Consider the following 18,645-nt stretch of genomic DNA (forward strand, 5'->3'; position numbering starts at 1 on the left):
GTCAAAGCCGTTCGATGATGGTCACGTTGGCGACGCCGCCGCCCTCGCACATGGTCTGCAGCCCGTAGCGGCCGCCGGTGCGTTCGAGCTCATGCAGCAGCGTGGTCATCAGCTTGACGCCGGTGGCGCCCAGCGGATGCGACAGCGCAATGGCACCGCCATTGACGTTGGTCTTTTCGTGCGGGTAGCCGATGTCCTGCAGCCACGACAGCACCACCGGGGCGAAGGCTTCGTTGATTTCGACCAGGTCGATGTCATTCATCGACATACCGCTCTTCTTCATCGCATGGCGGGTCGCGGGGATCGGCGCGCTGAGCATGAAGATGGGATCGTCGCTGTAAACACTCATGTGATGAATGCGTGCACGCGGGGTCAGGTTGTAGCGCTTGAGGGCCTGTTCGGACACGATCAGCATCGCCGCCGAAGCATCGCCGGTCTGGCTGGAGACGCCGGCGGTGATCGTGCCACCGGGGGCCAGCGGTTCCAGCGTCGCCATTTTCTCCAGCGAGGTATCGCGCACCGTTTCGTCGACCGTGAGGCCAGCCGTCTCCAACAGCTCGCGGTCGAAGCGACCTTCGGCCTGTGCCTTGCGGGCACGCTGGTGCGATGCCAGCGCGAAGACTTCCATCGCCTCACGTGAGATCTTCCACTTGTCGGCGATCAACTGCGCACCGTGGAATTGCGATACAGGCTGGTCACCAAACCGGGCCTTCCAGCCGGTCGACCCGGAGAAGGGATCGTCGAAGCCGAGCGGCTTGGCGCAGAGCATGGCCGACGAGATCGGGATCTGCGTCATCGTCTGCACCCCGCCGGCAATCACCACGTCCTGGGTGCCGCTCATCACCGCCTGCGCGGCGAAATGCACGGCCTGCTGCGACGACCCACACTGGCGATCAATGGTGACACCGGGCACGTGCAATGGCAGGCCGGCGGCCAGCCAGGCGGTGCGGGCAATGTTGCCGGCCAGCGGGCCGATGGCATCAAGGCAGCCGAAGATGACGTCGTCGTAGTCGCCCGCCGGGATGGCGTTGCGCTCCACCAGCGCCTTGAGGGCATGGGCGCCAAGATCGGCGCCGTGCAGGTGGGCGAGGCTGCCCTTGCGCTTGCCGGTAGGGGTGCGCAGGGCGTCGACGATATAGGCTTCAGGCATGGGGCTTTCCCGGTGAGGATCAGATGAAGGTGTGCTGCGGACCCAGCGGTGCGGCATCCGCGAGAATGTGTTGGTCGATGCGGCGCTTGTGATACTTGCGATCGCCCCAGGTCGCATCCAGTGCCCAGGCGCGCTTCATGAACATCTGCAGATCGGCTTCCCAGGTGTAGCCCATGGCACCGTGCACCTGGATGCTCTTGCGGGCGGCCAGCCGCGCCGCCTCACCCGCCGCCAACCGTGCGTGCGAAACATGGACAGCGCGCAGCGCATGTCCACTGTCGAGGGCATCGGCGGCGCGGTAGACCACCGGTTCGGCAAACTCCACCTTGACCGCGACGTCCGCCATGTGGTGTTTCACCGCCTGCATCGAGCCGATCGGCTTGCCGAACTGCTTGCGCTGGGCGGCGTAGTCGACACCGAGATCGAGCATGCGATGTGCCAGCCCCAACAGCTGGGCGCTGACGGCCAGCCCGGCCTGATCGATCAGCCCCTGCCACAACGGTGCACCGATGGCGGCGGTGCCGATGCGGGTCTCGGCCGACGGCGTCCAGTCGACGTGATAGAGGCGCCGTGACAGATCAATGCTGGGATTGATGCGCAGCGTCGCCTGCGACGGCGGGACGGCGTGAATCTCGTCGTCATGCCACAACAGCAGCAGGTCGGCCGCTTCAGCGTCGGCGACCAGGGGATTGATCGGATGGCCGATGGCGACCCGGGCACGGCCCTCGGCAATGCGCGGCAACCAGGCCCGCTTGAGCTCGACACTGGCCGGCAACTGGTTGAGCAACCAAACCGCCAGAAATGCGGTATCGACAAGCGAGTCAGGGATGCCGTGATAGCCAAGCTCCTGCTGCACCATGACCCAATCGGTGGCGCCAAGGCCGATGCCGCCAAACGCTTCGGGCACCGACAATGCGGTCAGGCCCTGGTCAGCCAATTTGCTTCGCAGCTCCGCCGAACGGCCGGTCTTGGTGGTTTCCCAAATGCCGCGCAGCATCTCTGGCGCGGCTTCCACCACCAGGAACTTGCGAATGGCATCGCGGAAGGCGAGCTGCTGGTCGTCGAAGGTAAAGTCCATGCTATCGCGCCCCCGGCGCGTGGGAATCGGGAGTCGGGAATCGGGAATCGGTGGGGGTCATCGGCGTGCTCATGCGCGGGGCAGACCCAGCATGCGCTCGGCAATGATGTTGCGCTGAATCTCGTTGGTACCGGCGTAGATCGGCCCGGCCTGGGCGAACAGGAATCCGTCCAGCCAGTGGCCGATGTCACCGGCATCCGGTGCGTGCGCCATCAGTTCCGCGCGGGCGCCCAGAATGCTCATCGCCGTCTCGTGCATCAGCAGGTCCAACTCCGACCAGAAGATCTTGTTGGTGGAGGCTTCCGCGCCGATCTGACCCCCCTTGGCCAATCGGCTGGCGGTGCGGTAGGTCGCCAGGGCATAGGCCTCGGCATCCATCCAGCTCTTGAGCACGGCATCGCGGATCGCCGGATCCGCATCGGCTGATTCGCGATTGGCGCGATAGAGATCCACCAACTGTCGCGCGGTCTGCTGGAACCGGGCGGGTGAGCGCAGCATCAGGCCGCGTTCGAAGCCGGCGGTGGCCATGCAGATTTTCCAGCCTTCGCCTTCGCCACCGAGGCGGTTTTCCACCGGCACCCGGACGTTGTCGAAAAAGATTTCGGCAAAGCCCGGCAACCCGTTGAGCTGCTGGATGGGGCGAATGGTGATACCCGGCAGGTTCAGCGGCAGCAGCACGAAGGTGAGGCCGTGGTGACGCTGTGACTCCGGCTCGGTGCGGAACAGGCCGAACAGCCAGTCGGCCCAGACCGCGCGCGTCGACCAGGTTTTCTGGCCATTGATGACGTAGTGGTCGCCATCACGCACCGCTTTACTGCGGATCGCCGCCATGTCGGAGCCGGCACCCGGCTCCGACCAGCCTTGCGCCCAGATGTCATCGCCGGCCGCCATGCGCGGCAGGAACCGTGCCTTCTGCTCGTCGGTGCCGTACTCCATCAAGGTGGGGGCGAGCAGGAAGACGCCGTTCTGGTTGACCCGCAAGGGAGCCCCGGCGGCCCAGTACTCTTCCTCGAAGATCAGCCACTCGATGAGATCCAGGCCGCGACCGCCAAGGTGCTTCGGCCAGGTCACCGCGCTGAAGGCGTTGCGGTTGAGGGTGCGCTCCCATTCGCGGTGCGCGGCAAACCCCGCTTCGGTATCAAAGCTCGGCAGCGGCGCCGCCGGCACATGGTCCGCCATCCATGCCCGCACTTCGGCACGGAAGGCCTTCTGTTTTTCGGTATAGGCCAGTCTCATGATTTTCCCGAAAACTGGGCGTCGCGCTTTTCGACAAAGGCACGGCGGGTTTCAGCGGAGTCCTTGCTCATGTAGGCCTGCAGGGTGAAGCCTTGCTCCCAGCGGTACTTGTCTTCCAGGTTGCCGTCCTCGATGCCGTTGAGCGATTCCTTGGCGAGCCGGATCATGTCCGGGCTCTTGGCGGCAATGGTGCGGGCAAGGGCCAATGCGGCCTCGCGCAACTGCTCGCGTGGGACCACGCACTCGATGGCGCCGAGCCGATAGCCCTCGGCTGCGGTGATCGGCGCACCGGTGAAATACATGGCACGCACCTTCTGTACCGGGAACAAACGCTGCAGGTGCGCGCCACCCCCCATGGCGCCGCGGTCGACCTCGGGCACGCCGAAGGTAGCGCAGTCGCTGGCGACCACGATATCGGCCGCGCCAGCGAGGCCGATGCCGCCACCGAGCACGAACCCGTGCACGGCGACGATCACCGGCACCGGATTGCGGTGGACCGCCTCGAAGCTGCGGTAGTTTCCGGCGTTGACCGAAACGATGCGCTCGGGCTCGCGGTCGAGTTGCTTGATATCGACCCCGGCGCAGAAGCCGCGGCCTTCGCCGCGCAACACGATGACGTGCGTCGCGGCATCACGCCCGACCCGTTCAATCTCGTCGGCCAGCGCGTGCCAGCCGGCATCGTCGAGGGCATTGACCGGAGGTCGGTCGATGACGATTTCGGCGATGCCGTCATCGTTGAGGGTGGTGTGAAAGCCGTGACTCATGCGGGTTCCTTGGCGGTGACGGTGCCGGTGAGCGCGTCAAGACGCGCCTGCGCTTCGGCGACGATGCCGGCGATGACCTCGGCCACTGGCGGCAGCCGATCAATGTTGGCGGCGGCCTGCCCGCTGGGCAGCACGCCTTCGTCGGGGTGGCCCTGCACCATGGCGCGCTGGATCAGCACCGGCGCATTGGCCGCCATCATTGTCTGGATCGCGCCGTCGCCTTCGCGTAGCGCGGCCAAAAAGGTGCGGGCCATGTGGCCGATGGTCATGCCGGTCTGACCACGCCACTGCCAGGCGCTGGCCAGCGCCACCAGTAGGCGCCGCAGCAGGCCGCCGCGTTCCAGTCGCAGCAGGGTGGGGTTGTCGATCATGCGCTGCGGCATGCCGTCGACGGCGGTGGAGGCGCGGATCTGCGCCGGGTCCCGGACTTCGACGTACTTCTTCAGGGTGGCGGCGGGCACCGGCGACTCCGCCGTCATCAGGAAGCGGGTGCCCATGGCAATGCCAGCGGCGCCAAAGGCGAGCGCCGCAGCCAATCCGCGACCGTTGTAGAACCCGCCCGCCGCCACCACCGGCACGTCGACGGCGTCGAGCACCTGCGGCAACAGCAGGGTGGTGGGCACGCTGCCGGTGTGGCCGCCACCTTCACCGCCCTGGATGGTGATGATATCGGCACCCAGCTGCACCGCTTTCTGCGCGTGCTTGAGCGCCCCGACGGTGGGCATGCAGAGCACGCCAGCAGCCTTGAAACGCGCAATGGTGGCGGCATCGGGCCCACGGCCGTAACTGATGGCACGAACGCGATCGGCGTTTTCGAGAATGACCTCGATCACCTCGCGGGCATTGGCCTGGAACATGTGGAAATTGACGCCGAAGCAGGCCGTCGTGCCGGCACGGATGGCGGCGATCTCCTGTCGCAAAGTGTCGGTGGACATCACGGCTGCAGCGAGAAAGCCGAAGCCACCGGCCTCGCTGGTGGCGATCACCAGCCGACTGTCGGCCACCCAGCCCATGGCGGTCTGCACCACCGGATAGCGACAGCCGAGCCGATCACACAGCACCGTATGCAGACTGGCCATCAGCTGTCGCCAGCGGACTGCTTGTTGGCGGCGGCCATCGACTTGGCGTCCTGTCCCCCCAACGGGTTGCCCTGCGTCAGGTCGCTCTGGGCGTGCGCAAAGTGATGCATGTGGAACACCGCGTCCATGGCGGTGCGCTTGCCGCGCAGTTCTTCCACATGGTTGATCGCCTGTTTGGTCAGCCACAGGCCGAGGCGGCCCTTCTGCTTGAGGTTGTCGGCCATCGCCTGCACCTCTGCCTGCAGCTGGTCGCGTGGCACCACGCGGTTGACCATGCCGAAACCATAGGCCCGCTGCGCCGGCATCCGCTCACCCAGCAGCAGAAACTCCTTGGCCACACGCGGCGGCAACTCGAAGGCGTGGGCAAAGTACTCGACCCCCGGAATGCCCATGCGCTGCACCGGGTCCTGGAAGAAGGCATCGTCGCTGGCGACGATGAGGTCGCAGACCCAGGCCAGCATCAGGCCGCCGGCAATGCAGGCGCCTTGCACCATGGCGATGGTGGGCTTGGTGATGTCACGCCAGCGGCGGCACATGCCCAGATATACCTCATGCTCGCGGGTGTAGAGCAGCTCTGCGCCGGGTTTGTTGGTGTGGTCCGGCAGCAGGTGGGTACGGTCGAAGGTCTTGTGTACGTCGCGCCCCGGCGTACCGATGTCATGCCCGGCAGAGAAATGCTTGCCGCTGCCGGCGAGCACGATGACCTTGACGCTATCGTCGCTGACGGCGCGCTGGAAGGCCGCGTCCAACGCGTAGGTCATCTGCGAGTTCTGCACGTTGTGGAACTGCGGCCGGTTCATCGTCAGCCAGGCCACGCCGTCGTCGACCCGGTACAGCACCGGCTCATCGGTTTCGTAGGTGATGTCCACCCTTTGGGGATCGACCAAGTCGGTCATGCGGTGCCCCGGATGCCTGAAGGATTGTCTTTCAACTGCTTCGCCCGCACATCCCGCGGGTCCAGCTCGCGAATAATCGCCAGTTGTTCCTCGGTGGGGTGCGCGGTCTCGCTGATCTCCGGCGCCTCGATCAGCGGAAACCCGGTGGCTGCCTGCACCTCGGCAAAGCCGACACCTGGGTGCAGCTTGACCACGCGGATGGCGTGGTCCGGCCCACCGAAATCCATGACGCACAGATTGGTCACGATCTGATGGATCTTCATCAGGTCGCGCCGCACGCCGGCCGGCCAGCGCTCGTCGCGATAGCCCACCGAGCACACCACATCGACCTCGCCCTCGACGAACACCCGCGGGCCATGGTTGGGGACGAAGAAGGAGTTCGCATGATTGATGCTGTTGCCGGGGAAGCCGCGCAGCCCCAGCAGCTGGCGCTTGGGCTTGGCGTAGTCGCCGATGCAGGCAATGTTGGCCTGTCCCCAGCGATCGACCTGAACCGGCCCGACCAACGCATGGCGGCGCCCGCGCCACAGGTTGTCGAACACGCGCGAATACGGCATCCAGCCGCCATAGGCGCGGCCTTCATGGGATTTGGCGCCAATGCTCACCGGGGTTTCGGTGAGAAAGGCTTCGCCGTCAGTGATCATCAGTCCGGGACTGTGAGTGCGTTTGGCCAGCCCCTGGGCCAGCCGCGGAATGATGCCGATACCGGTGGCGAGCACTTCGCCTTCTTCACGCCAGACATCGGCGCAGGTGCAGATCAGCAGTTCGGCGAGGGAAAAGGTCGTCGACATGATCAGAACACCTGCCGCGGAAGGGATCGAATGAATTCCGCGCCGCCAACGGCGTGCTGGTAGGCGGCCTCGTCGCCCCCGAGGAACTCGGCCTGGTACTGCGCCCAGCCGTCGTCACCTTCGGCCGCGGTGCAATACCGCTGGATGTGTTTGGCATCCCAGCCATAACCGGCGCCCTGCAGTGCCACGTTGGAGGTGGGATGGGCGCCACCGGGCACACAGCTGACGCCGGTCACCAGGTTGCGCTCGAAGGGGTTGTGCTGGGCATCGCGCTCGTCACTGTCGATGTGGTCCACCAGCGTTTCGCAACTGACATAGCAACGCTCGGCCGCGCGCGCGAACAGCTCGTCGAAGAACGGGTCCGGTGCATACAGGCGGGTGTTGCCCAGGCGGTCGGCGCTGTGGACGTGCAGCAGCGCCACGTCGAGCGGGATCGCTGGCATCGCCAGCAGCACCTCACCGTCGGCATACGGCGAGGTGACGGTCTTCAGACCGGGGTTCACCTTGGTGACCAGGTCGGTGGCCATGCCAACGCGGGTCGGCAGAAACGGCAGGCGCATCGCGGCGGCGCGCAGGCCCCAGTGCAGCAGGCCTTCGTCCAGTTCCATCGCCTCGATGGTGCCGGCCTCACGGGCCTTGCGGAAGAACGGCTCCAGCGGGATGAAGTCCAGCGAGACGAAGCCGTAGATCAGCTTCTTCACCTTGCCGGCGGCGCAGAGCATGCCCATGTCCATGCCGCCGTAACCGACCAGCGTGAGGTCCTTCAACGGCGAGCGCAGGATCTCGCGAACCAGCGCCATCGGCTTGCGCCGCGGACCCCAGCCGCCGATGCCGATGGTCATGCCATCGCGCAGCTCGGCAACGATCTCGGACGGCGTCTTTTCCTTGTTGATGATCACTTAGCGGAACCCGACCGAGAAATCGTGACCCCAGATCGATACCTGCTTAGTCTGCGTGGTCTGCCAGGTGGCGGGGTCGACTTCGATACCGCCCCAGCCGTACTCAAGGGCGAAGTTGCCGGGCGTCGCCATGTAGAACGACGTCATGCGATCGTTCTCGTGCTCGCCAAGGGTGGCCATCAGCTTCACCTCGGCCTTCTCGCGACGGTCGTAGGCCTTGCCGACGTCAGTGAGCTGATCGACCTCGAGCATGGCGTGCACACAGCCGGACGGGCTCGGCATCTCGGCCAGTGCCAGGCTGTGGTGACGGCCACTGGCGCCGTGGAGGAAGTAGATGCGCATCACCGGCGCATCCGGGCCAGGTTGGAAATTGAAGACATCCGACAGCCCCATGCCGAACACCTCGGTAAACAGCTTGAGGGTGGCATCGAAGTGCGCCGGCGCCGGCAACACGGTGTGCCCCATGCCGAACTTGCCGGTCACAAAGCCGTTGACGCCGATGGGCGAGACGAACGGCGTGTCGTCACCGGCATACCCGGTGACCAGCTCGTGACGGTTGCCATCGGGGTCGGCGAACACGGCCAGCCGCCGGAACCCTCGGGCCGTGGCCAGCCCACCCTCTTCGCGAGCCGCGACGCCGGCCGCAGCCAGTGCCTGCAGTGCGGTGTCGAATGCGGCGTCATCGGCCACTTCCCAGCCGGAGGCGACGTAGCGGTCGGCATCACCGGCGACCACGTGGATGCGGGCATCGCGGCGGTCGACCTTGACGCCGACGCCGCCGTCGGCCCGCGGCATCACCATGGCGCCAAGCGTCTGCTCGCCATACTGCTGCCAGCGGGCGGCGTCGGTGGTTTCGGCCACGATGTAGGCCAGAGCCTGAATGATCGGCATGAACAGCCCCTCTTGCGGGTTTGTTTTGGTGGCCTGAATTATCAGAACGCGAGGGTGGCGAGGCTTCACCCGTTGGGGTTAGGGAACCTCGGCACAAGGACTGCGCTCGGCATCTTGAGCGACGACGCGCGATGCGCCTGCGGTCACTGCGCGTCGGATCACCTGAACGGACGAAGATTCGGCGCGGCGATGGCGAATAATCCGCCGGGACCCCCGACCGGCAACACACGTACGCCCATGGCCCCTTCCCCCGACGTCCGGACGCCCGATGGCGTTCTTCCCGTGGACGCGCCGCTGGCCATCCCGCAACCCGACAGCTTCGACTGGGACGATCAGTGTGACGTCCTGGTGGTGGGCTTTGGCGCCGCCGGCGGCGCCGCCGCACTGACCGCCAGGGCCAACGGTGCCGATGTCCGCATTGCCGAGCGCTTTGACGGCGGCGGCGCCACCATCAAGAGCGGTGGTGTCGTCTATCTCGGCGGCGGCACTCGCTACCAGCGGGAAGCCGGCTACGAGGACACGCCGGAGGCAATGTTCAACTATCTGCGTCAGGAGTGCGGCGACGCCGTCAGCGAGGACACCCTGCGCGCCTTCTGCGAGGGCAGCCTGGAAATGCTGGCCTGGCTCGAGAGCCTGGGCGTGCAGTTCAGCTCGCACCCGGCGCCGCCGAAGACCTCGTATCCGCCCAACGGGACCTACCTGTATTACTCCGGCAGCGAAACCGCACCGACCTTCGCCGCCGAGGCCAAGCCGGCCCCACGCGGGCACCGGGTGAAAGCACCGGGCATCGACTCCGGCCGTGAATTGTTTGCCGTGCTGCGTCGGCAGGTTGACCAGCAGGGCATTCCGGTGATGCGTCAGACCAGCGTGCGGCGACTGATCACCGGGGTCGGCGGCCGCATCATCGGCGCCGAGCTCTGGCAGCTGCCGCCAGGTTCCGCCGCCCAGTTGAAACACCAGAAGCTGATGCGCAGCGCCGAGAAATGGCACAACGTGGCGCCGGCCAAGGCCGACCGCCTGCGGGCCGAAGCGCGCGCGCTGGAGCTCACCGAAGCCAAGCCGCTGCGATTGCGGGCCCGGCGCGGCGTGGTGCTGGCCACCGGCGGCTTCATCTTCAACCGGCAGATGGTGACCGAACACGCGCCCAACTACCTGCCAGCCATGCGGCTCGGCGCCACCGGCTGTGATGGCAGCGGCATTCGTCTTGGCCAATCCGTGGGCGGAGCGGTACAGCGGATGGAAAAAGGTTCGGCGTGGCGCTTCATCAACCCGCCGACGGCCTGGCCGCGCGGCGTGGTCGTCAACCAGCAGGGCCAGCGCTTCTGCAACGAACAGGTGTACGGCGCCCGCCTCGGGGTGGCGATGGTCGATGGTCAGGGCGGCAAGGCCTGGCTGATTCTCGACAAGGCGCTGCGCTGGAAGGCAATTCGCGAAGCCCTGTCGGGCAAGCTGTGGTTCTTCCAGAGTGTGCCCGCCTTTTTCATGATGCTGTTCGCACCCCGCGCCCGGACACTGACAGCGCTGGCGGAGAAGATCGGACTTCCGGCTGCCGCACTTGAGCAGACCGTGACGCGCTACACCGCAGATGCCCACAGCGGTGCCACCGATGCACTGCAAAAGGCGGATGACATGCGCGCACCGCTGGATACCCCGCCGTACTACGCGCTCAACATCTCGGCCGACAGCCGCAGCTTTCCCTGCCCGACCATCACGCTTGGCGGCTTGCGCGTGCGCGAAGCTGATGGCGCGGTGCTGGATGGCCGTGGCCAGCCGTTGCCGGGGCTCTATGCCGCCGGCCGTGCCGCGGTCGGCGTCGCCTCCAACGGCTATGTCAGCGGGCTGTCGCTGGCCGACTGCCTGTTTTCCGGTCGCCGCGCCGGGCGTTGCGCAGCCGCCACCGAACACCAGGCACACGCGGCCTGACGGCGGCGACATCACCACAACAAGGAGAGGGTTTGATGGGACGGGTTCAAGACAAGGTTGCAATCATCACCGGCGGTGCCAGCGGCGTCGGTCGCGAGGATGCGCTGTTGCTGGCGCGTGAAGGCGCGCGCGTGGTGATCACCGATGTCAGCGAGGAGGCTGGCCAGGCGCTGGCCCAGGAGATCGGCGAGCAGGCGCTGTTCGTCAAACATGACATCGCCTCCGAAGACGGCTGGATCGCAGCGATCAAGGCCGCCACCGACGCCTTCGGCGGGGTCGACATTCTGGTCAACAACGCCGCCATTCTGGCGCAGGCCACCATCGAGGACACGTCGCTGGAGCTGTGGGAGAAGATCCAGAAGGTCAACAGCACCGGCTACTTTCTCGGCTGCAAATATGGGCTTCTGGCCATGAAGGATCGTCCGTCGGGGTCGATCGTCAACATGTCGTCGATGGCCGGCATTGGCGGGGTGTCCTCGTTTGCCGCCTACAGTGCCTCGAAGGCGGCGGTGGCCGGGCTGACCCGCACCGTAGCGGCCCACTGCCGCGCACAGCTCTACAAGATTCGCTGCAACTCCATCCACCCGGACGGTATCGCCACGCCGATGGTGTTCAACCTGCACAAGCAGCAGGGCGGCACCAACACCTCCTACGTGCGCGAGAAGGATCCGAAACAGCTGCAGGCGCGTTTTGCCCAGCCGGCCGACATCGCCAATCTGGTGCTGTTCCTCGCCTCGGACGAGTCACGGTTCATCAATGGCGCCGAAATGCGGATCGATAACGGCTACCTGATGTGGGCGGATTGACGGCGTGAGGCGTGAGGCGTGAGGCGTGAGGCGTGAGGCGTGAGGCGAAGGAGCTTGGTATGGCGGTAACGGTGGCGGCGGCGTTTGCGGAATCGGTGCAGCAGTTTGCCGGCCGTACCGCCGTGGTTGGCGAGGACGGTACGCGGCTGACCTACACCACGCTGGAGGCCCGTCGTGTCGAGGCCGCACGCGCGCTGCGGGCGCTCGGGGTCGGCCACGGCGACCGGGTGGCGATCTGGGCGCCCAACAGTGTCGAGTGGATCGTCGCCGGGCTGGCGCTGCACAGTCTGGGGGCAGTGCTGGTGCCGGTGAACACGCGCATGAAAGGCCCGGAGGCGGCCTACATTCTCGAACGCAGCGGCGCCCGCGTGCTGTTCTGTGCCGGGCAGTTTCTCGGCCAGCACTTCCCCAGCGTGCTGGGCACCCATCGGCCGTCGACACTGGAACACGTCGTGGTCATCGGCGAGACGCAGGCCGGTGATCTGGGCTGGGCGGATTTCCTCGCGGGCGGCACCGCCATCCCCGCCGCCGACATCACGACGGCCAGTGCCGCGGTGCAGGCCAGTGACCGCATGGATGTGATGTTCACCTCCGGCACCACCGGCCACCCCAAGGGCGTGGTCACGACGCATGCGCAGAACCTGCGGGTGATCCGCGCCTGGTCGAAGGCGGTGGGGCTGCACCCCGACGACCGCTACCTGATCGCCAATCCGTTCTTCCATGCCTTCGGCTACAAGGTGGGCTGGCTGGCTGGCCTGATGGCCGGCCTGACGGTGCTGCCGCACGCGGTGTTCGATGCCGGCGCCATCCTCCGGCGCATCGAGGCTGACCGCATCTCGGTGCTGCCAGGGCCGCCGACGCTGTTCATCTCGCTGCTGAACGATCCGGCGCGGGCTGGCACCGACCTGTCGTCGCTGCGCGCCACCATCACCGGCGCCGCCGCCATCGCCCCCAGCCTGATCGAGCGCATCCGCGCAGAGCTGGGCTTCCAGGTGGTGCTCACCGGCTACGGGCTCACCGAGACCTGTGGCGTGGTGTCGCTGTGCGACGCCGAGGACGACGCCGAAACCATCGCCCTGACCTCGGGCAAGGCGATCCCCGGGATCGAGTTGCGTTGTGTGGATGAACAGAACCAGCCGCTGGGGCCGGGGGAGTCCGGCGAGATCGTGGTGCGCGGCTACAACGTGATGCAGGGCTATCTGGATGATCTCGCCGCCACCGACGAGGCCATCGACGCCGACGGCTGGCTGCACACCGGCGATGTCGGCAACCTCGATGCCCGTGGCTACGTGCGCATCACCGACCGCCTGAAGGACCTCTATATCAGCGGCGGCTTCAACTGCTACCCGGCCGAGATCGAACGGATGATGGCGGCCCATCCGGCCATCGCCCAGGTCGCCATCGTCGGCGTGCCGGACCCGCGCATGGGCGAGGTCGGCAAGGCCTACGTGGTGCCCCGCCCCGGCCAAACGGTGGACGAAAAAGCGCTGATCGGTTGGTGCCGCGAGCAGATGGCCAACTACAAGGTGCCACGCCAGATCGCGGTGGTGGAGACGCTGCCGATGAATGCCTCCGGCAAGGTCACCAAATTCGCGTTGCGGGGGGACTGAGGGCGGGCTTCGTCCCCCTTCGTGCCCGCTTCACTCCCTGGGCGTGCCCCACGGCGAAGGCCGCGGCGCTGGGGCGTTGGCGACCGGCGCTTCCGCGGCCGGTTCCGGCACCCGCGCCTGCGGCTGCGCCACCGGCGCCGTTTTCCCCATGGCCGCCAGCCGACGTGACAGCCGGAAGGCGTAGGCCTCCACCGCCTTCCAGTCCCAGGCCGACACCGGGCCCAGCTCCGGATAGCGATCCTGCCGTGCCAGCGACCGCGCCTCGGTGTTCACCGCCAAACGGCACTGCAACGTGCCCGGCTGCGCGCAGTAGAGATGAAGGCGGATGATCCCCCACCCACTCAGCGAGTACCGAAACGTGTGGCCGTCACGCGGCGGGTCCAGCACCACCATGCGCTCGAACACCTCGCCCTTCATCGACGGGTACCACAACCCGAACGCATAGTTGTGCACCCGCGCGGCGATGCATGCCGCCGCCTTGAGGCGGATCGCCTCGGGGCTGGCGAAGTGTTCGAGCTCGGCGCCGAGTTCGGATTCGGACGCCGCCACCGTGGGCGTCTCGGTCTGGAACGCGCCTTCAACGAGATCATGGAAGTCGGCAGCGGTAATGAGGGTGGCAAGCGTCACAAAGCATCCTTTTCGAAATGATCAGCCCCACACACGGGCATCGTCAGCCATCAATGATGGCGGTCTCGTGGCGGCGGCGAAACAGCAACTTGTCGATGCGGCGGCCGTCCAGATCCAGCACCTCGATGATCCAGTCGTCGAGCTCGACGGTCTCGCCGACCCGGGGCAAGGTGCCCATCAACGCCAGCACCATGCCGGCGGCGGTTTCGTAGTCGCGGCCCGCGGGCAGGTTCAGCTGCAGGGTATCGGCCAGGGCGTCGATCTGAAGATCCCCATCGACCAGCCAGCCGCCATCGGCACGCATGACGGCCGCGGGTTGCTCGCCGGCATCGTCCAGCAGGCCGCCGGCGACGGCCAACAGGATGTCGCCGACGGTGACGATCCCCTGCAGCGAGCCGAACTCGTCCACCACGATGGCCGACCGCAACGGCGCCGCGCGCAGCTTGGGGATCATCACCAGCGCATCCACCGTCTCCGGCACCACCAGGGCTTCTTCGACGAACTCGCTGGGGATCAGCTGCTCGCGCCCGTCGAGCAGGGCGTCGAACAGGCGTTTGACCGATACCCAGCCGACGAACTGGTCGATCTGCCCACGAGCGGCGAGCATCTTGCTGTGCCGACAATCCTTGAGCTGCTGCAACTGTGTTTCCAACGGATCGTCCAGATCGATCCATTCCACATCCTGCCGCGGCGTCATCAAGCCGCGCACCTTGCGGTCGGCAATCCGCATCACCGCCGCAATCATCTGCCGCTCTTCGGGCTCGACCACGCCGGAGGACGCCGCCTCAGCCACCAGGGCGTGGATCTCCTCGTCGGTGATGCGGCTGCCTTCGCTGCGCGCCGGCATCAGCTTGAGAATCAGCCGGGTGGATACATCCAGCAGCCACACCATTGGCCGGGCCAGCCGCGCCAGCCACTGCATCGGCGGCGCCACCAGCGCGGCCACCCGCTCCGGGTTGCGTAGGGCGATCTGTTTCGGCACCAGCTCGCCGATGATCAGCGACAGGTAGGTCACCGATGCCACCACCACAAAGAAGGCCAGCTCGTCTGCAAAGCGTTCGGTCATGCCCTGCGCCAGCAGCGCGTCGGCCAGCGGCTGCGCCAGCGTGGTACCGCTGAAGGCGCCGGCAAACACGCCCACCAGGGTGATCCCGATCTGCACCGTGCTGAGGAAGCGCCCGGACCGGGCGCGCAGCGCCAAGGCCGCCCGGGCACCGGCCACCTTGCGTCGCGCCATTGCCTGTAGCCGCGCATCACGCGACGACAGCACCGCCAGCTCCGACATCGCCAGCAGGCCGTTGAGCATGATCAGCAGCCCGACAATCATCAGATTGAGAATCAAGACAGGGACTTCGGCCAGGGAGGCAGACCAGTATGCCGCATCAACGAGCGGCCGCCCCTTCACACAAACTGACGAGGTCCGCGCTCGTGACGGGCGCTAAGGTCCGATGCGAACAATGTCGGGCTTTGAGCCCGGCCCATTCAAGACCGAGGACCTGGAATGAATCAGCCGTTGAAGGGTGTGGTGGCCGTGGTGACGGGCGCGTCGCGTGGCGCCGGCAAGGGGATCGCCGAGGCGCTGGGGGCGGAGGGCGCCACGGTGTATGTCACCGGGCGGTCATTGAAGGAAGGCGACGCCCCGCTTCCGGGCACCATCGCCGGCACCGCAGAGGCCGTGACGAAGGCGGGCGGCCAGGGCATCGCAGTGGCCTGTGATCACGCCCGGGACGCCGACGTGAAGGCACTGTTCGAGCGCATCGCCCGCGAGCAGGGGCGGGTGGACATTCTGGTCAACAACGCCACGTTTCTGCACGACGATCTGATCATCAAGGGTGGCTTCTGGGAGAAGTCGGTGGATCTGGTCGATATTCTCGATGTCGGCCTGCGTTCAGCCTATGTGGCCAGTTGGTATGCAGCGCCCCTGATGGTGAAGCAGAAGAACGGGCTGATCGCCTTTACCTCCAGCTTCGGCGCCAGCTGCTACATGCACGGCCCGGCCTATGGCGCGCAGAAGGTCGGCGTCGACAAGTTCGCCAAGGACATGGGCGTGGACCTGAAGGCCCACAACGTGGCGACCGCATCGATCTGGATGGGCATGCTGCGCACCGAGCGCACCAAGCGGGTGATGGATAGCGAACCCGAGAAGTACGCCGGCTTCTGGGAGATTGCGGAGACGCCGCAGTTCACCGGGCACATTCTGTCGGCGCTGTACCGGGATCCGCAGCGAATGGAGAAATCCGGCCAGGTCCACATTGGCGCCGAATTGGCCGAGACCTACGGCCTCACCGATGAGGGGCGGCAGCCGCCGTCACATCGGCCGATGCTGGGAGCGCCGACGCCGCCACATCCGGCGGTCGTGGAATAGCGACATCCCGCAAACAAAATGGGCGCCTGTTGGCGCCCATTTTTTTGCGCCCGCGGAGGCTACCAGCGGATAACGCCGCTGATGCCGAACGTCCGAGGTTCGACGAAGTTGGCAATGGTGAGGTTGCCGAAGCCAGGGCCGAAGTCGATGAAATTGGTGGCTTCATCCTCGTCCAGCGCATTGCGGGCCCACAGTGCGAGTTCACCCACGCCGAGGCTGCCCAACGGCGCATCGACAATTGCCAGCCGCAGGTTGAGCAGACCATGACCTTTCACCTGGCTGTTGTCGGCCACCTGGGCGCCAGGATTGCTGCCGTCCAGCTGGTAGGTGTAGGTGTAGAAGTCATCGGTGTAGGCGTAGTCGACGATGGCCCGCAGCGTTCCCCAGCTGCGGCGCAGCAGCTCGCTGTCGAGGGCGACGTTGTAGCTGTAGTCCGGCGCGTGGACGAAGGCGCGGTTGTCGGCGACATCCACCCCGCCGTCGATGTACTCGTCGTACTCGGGGTCAAGCAGCGCCATGTTGGCGCGCAGGGTCGTGCCGGGGAACAGCACAAAGGCGGTTTCCAGTTCCAGACCTTGGATGGTGGCCTTGCCGGCATTGCGGATCACCGTGGCGGCAGCACCACTGCCGAGGAAGATGGAGGTCTGCAGATCGTCGATCTTGTTGTGGAACACGGCGGCGTTGATCTGCGCGCGGCCATCGGCGAGTTGGGTCTTGATGCCCAGTTCAAACGTCTGCGACTGCTCGGGCTTGAACGGCGTCTGCGTCTCGGCAATGTTGAGGGCGATCAGCGCCGGGATGTCCTCCACCGGGTCGCCACTCGGCGGCTGGCTGAACTCGCCGTTGAAGCCGCCGCTCTTGAAGCCTTCGGCGTAGCGGGCATACACGTTCACATCATCGCTGAAGCGCCAGGTGGCGGAGAACATTGGCGTGGTGGCGGAGAAGGTGTCCTCGGCCGAGGTGCCTTCGGGAATGATGTAGAAGAACGGGTCCAGCGGGTTCTGCCTCAAGCCGAAGGCCCGCTCCAGCTGCTTTTCCTCGTGGGTGTAGCGCAGGCCCGCGGTGAGCGTCAGCGGGTCCAGCGGGCGGACGTCCACCTGGCCATACACCGACCAGGCATCGGTCTTGGTGGCGTAGCGCGAGTCGAAGTAGGCCGCGTTCATCGGGTCCAGCGCGAAGAAGCTTTGCGGGTTGTCGGTCGCGCCGTCATCGCCGAAGTAATAGAGGCCGGCGACGAAGTTCCAGGTATCGAAACTACCGAGGAACTGCAGGTCCTGCGACAACTGGTCGTAGTCGGTAAAGCGCTGGGTAACCACCACATCCAGCGGCGAGCCGTCGAGGTCGAGCGAGTCATTCCACTCCAGCTTGCGATAGCCCGTGATCGACTTCAGTTGATAGCCGTTGTTGAAGTCCTGCGTCAGCGTCAGTGAATGGCCAAGGATGCGAGCCTGCTCGAACGACGGCGCGTTGACGCTGGCCTGCTCCTGCCGCTCGGTCGAGGCGAAAGGCTGCAGGAAGGGAATGTCGATGCGGTAGAGCTGGGTGAAGTTGTTGGACTGGTCGACGTTGGACTGGTCGAAACGGTACTCCGCGAGAAGGCTATCACTGAGGTCATAGTCGACGGCCAACCGCAGGCCGTCGTTCTGGCGATTGTTGAGGTCCTGCCGCGAACTGAGACGGTCGGTGTCTACCCAGCCGTCGCGGCGCTCACTGCGGGCGGCCAACGAGATGCGGGCGTTGCCGATCTGCGGCAGGTCCACCGACACCCGCTGCACCACGGCGTTGTAGTTGCCGACCTCAAGGCTGGCACTGCCGCTGAAGCTGCCGGACGGGGCGCGGGTCACCAGATTGATGGCGCCGGCCAGGGTGTTGCGACCATACAGGGTGCCCTGCGGGCCGCGCAGCACTTCGATGCGCTCCAGGTCAACGACGTTGAAGATGGAGCCCTGCGACTTGCCGATGTAGACGCCATCCACATACACGCCCACCGCCGGGTCCCAGTAGATGGCCGGGTTGATCTGCGTCACGCCGCGGATCGAGATTTGTGAGATGGTGGTGTTCGACGGTGTCTGGCTGATCTGCAGGCCGGGGGCGATGGCGTTGAGGTCGCTGAGGTTTTCCAGCCCGCGGGACTCGATCTGGTCACTGGAAAACGCCGACAGTGCCATCGGCACATCCTGCAGCCGCTCTTCGCGGCGCTGGGCGGTCACCACGATCTCTTCGATCTGTCCCGCTGACGCGGCGCGGGCATCGGTCGCGTCTGGGCTGGCGGGGTCCTGGGCAAAGGCATTGGTGCTGCAGGCAGCGGCGATGAGGCCGCCCCACAGGGGAAGTCGGTTGTGCATGGTTCTCCTCGCGACGGTGGATGTTCGGTGGGTGCCTCTTGCGGGCACTCCGATGTTCTTGTTACGCCTCTGTCGGTGCTGCGGCCTCCTCCGTTTCGGTGAGTTTTGGTGGAGTGCCGCGCCACGAGCCGATGTCGCTGTTGGGTGGTGCCGCTAATGCACCTTGGCGCTGGCCATCGTCGCGA

Annotated in this window: 16 protein-coding genes; 4 read left to right on the top strand and 12 right to left on the bottom strand. The window is 66.1% G+C overall.

The features are described 5' to 3' along the window. Position 1: 1 nt before the first annotated feature. From JN531_RS05410 to JN531_RS05450, 9 genes are all read right to left on the bottom strand, one after another. On the bottom strand, positions 2–1,150 hold the full coding sequence (locus tag JN531_RS05410) for an acetyl-CoA C-acetyltransferase (protein ID WP_228347840.1): 1,149 nt from the start codon (positions 1,148–1,150) through the stop codon (positions 2–4). 19 nt (positions 1,151–1,169) lie between these two features. After that, positions 1,170–2,228: an acyl-CoA dehydrogenase family protein gene (locus tag JN531_RS05415; protein ID WP_228347841.1), complete on the bottom strand. Its 1,059-nt coding sequence runs from the start codon at positions 2,226–2,228 to the stop codon at positions 1,170–1,172. Between the two features lie 69 nt (positions 2,229–2,297). Further along, positions 2,298–3,464 (bottom strand): acyl-CoA dehydrogenase family protein, encoded by a 1,167-nt coding sequence (locus JN531_RS05420; RefSeq protein WP_228347842.1) that lies wholly within the window; start codon positions 3,462–3,464, stop codon positions 2,298–2,300. Further along, positions 3,461–4,228, bottom strand: coding sequence for an enoyl-CoA hydratase family protein (locus tag JN531_RS05425; protein WP_228347843.1), 768 nt, complete (start codon positions 4,226–4,228; stop codon positions 3,461–3,463). The genes JN531_RS05420 and JN531_RS05425 overlap by 4 nt, the downstream gene beginning before the upstream one ends. Beyond that, positions 4,225–5,307 (bottom strand): NAD(P)H-dependent flavin oxidoreductase, encoded by a 1,083-nt coding sequence (locus JN531_RS05430; RefSeq protein WP_228347844.1) that lies wholly within the window; start codon positions 5,305–5,307, stop codon positions 4,225–4,227. Before JN531_RS05430 ends, JN531_RS05425 begins: the two co-directional genes overlap by 4 nt. After that, positions 5,307–6,203 (bottom strand): enoyl-CoA hydratase, encoded by an 897-nt coding sequence (locus JN531_RS05435; RefSeq protein ID WP_228347845.1) that lies wholly within the window; start codon positions 6,201–6,203, stop codon positions 5,307–5,309. Before JN531_RS05435 ends, JN531_RS05430 begins: the two co-directional genes overlap by 1 nt. Then, complete coding sequence (locus tag JN531_RS05440) at positions 6,200–6,994, bottom strand: CoA-transferase subunit beta (protein WP_228347846.1); 795 nt, start codon at positions 6,992–6,994, stop codon at positions 6,200–6,202. Before JN531_RS05440 ends, JN531_RS05435 begins: the two co-directional genes overlap by 4 nt. Positions 6,995–6,996: 2 nt before the next feature. Beyond that, positions 6,997–7,887: a CoA transferase subunit A gene (locus JN531_RS05445; protein WP_366522417.1), complete on the bottom strand. Its 891-nt coding sequence runs from the start codon at positions 7,885–7,887 to the stop codon at positions 6,997–6,999. 6 nt (positions 7,888–7,893) lie between these two features. Continuing rightward, the gene (locus tag JN531_RS05450) at positions 7,894–8,784 is read right to left on the bottom strand and encodes a VOC family protein (protein WP_228347848.1); all 891 of its coding nucleotides are present in this window, start codon (positions 8,782–8,784) and stop codon (positions 7,894–7,896) included. 237 nt (positions 8,785–9,021) lie between these two features. Here JN531_RS05450 and JN531_RS05455 point away from each other — a divergent pair, with 237 nt between their 5' ends. Genes JN531_RS05455 through JN531_RS05465 form a run of 3 tightly spaced genes read left to right on the top strand, consistent with a single transcriptional unit; the run spans position 9,022 to position 13,123 of the window. Next, positions 9,022–10,707: an FAD-binding protein gene (locus JN531_RS05455; RefSeq protein ID WP_228347849.1), complete on the top strand. Its 1,686-nt coding sequence runs from the start codon at positions 9,022–9,024 to the stop codon at positions 10,705–10,707. Positions 10,708–10,742: 35 nt separating this feature from the next. Further along, complete coding sequence (locus JN531_RS05460) at positions 10,743–11,513, top strand: SDR family oxidoreductase (protein ID WP_228347850.1); 771 nt, start codon at positions 10,743–10,745, stop codon at positions 11,511–11,513. Between the two features lie 59 nt (positions 11,514–11,572). Beyond that, positions 11,573–13,123, top strand: a complete 1,551-nt coding sequence (locus tag JN531_RS05465) for a FadD3 family acyl-CoA ligase (RefSeq protein WP_228347851.1) — start codon at positions 11,573–11,575, stop codon at positions 13,121–13,123. A gap of 30 nt (positions 13,124–13,153) precedes the next feature. On the opposite strand, the gene JN531_RS05470 is transcribed toward JN531_RS05465, so the two are convergent. Together JN531_RS05470 and JN531_RS05475 are read right to left on the bottom strand one after the other, a co-directional pair. Continuing rightward, positions 13,154–13,750 carry a hypothetical protein gene (locus tag JN531_RS05470; protein WP_228347852.1) on the bottom strand — a complete coding sequence of 199 codons (597 nt, stop codon included), beginning with the start codon at positions 13,748–13,750 and terminating at the stop codon, positions 13,154–13,156. A gap of 43 nt (positions 13,751–13,793) precedes the next feature. Beyond that, entirely contained in the window at positions 13,794–15,092 is a 1,299-nt protein-coding gene (locus JN531_RS05475; RefSeq protein WP_228347853.1) for a hemolysin family protein, read from the bottom strand. 159 nt (positions 15,093–15,251) lie between these two features. Here JN531_RS05475 and JN531_RS05480 point away from each other — a divergent pair, with 159 nt between their 5' ends. Then, positions 15,252–16,115 (top strand): SDR family NAD(P)-dependent oxidoreductase, encoded by an 864-nt coding sequence (locus tag JN531_RS05480; protein WP_228347854.1) that lies wholly within the window; start codon positions 15,252–15,254, stop codon positions 16,113–16,115. A 59-nt stretch (positions 16,116–16,174) separates the two neighbouring features. Here the strand turns inward: JN531_RS05480 and JN531_RS05485 are convergent, their stop codons facing one another. Further along, a complete protein-coding gene (locus JN531_RS05485) occupies positions 16,175–18,460 on the bottom strand; it encodes a TonB-dependent receptor (protein ID WP_228347855.1) in 2,286 nt (761 codons plus the stop codon). Between the last annotated feature and the right edge of the window lie 185 nt (positions 18,461–18,645).

Source organism: Flagellatimonas centrodinii, from assembly GCF_016918765.2.
Lineage (GTDB): Bacteria > Pseudomonadota > Gammaproteobacteria > Nevskiales > Nevskiaceae > Polycyclovorans > Polycyclovorans centrodinii.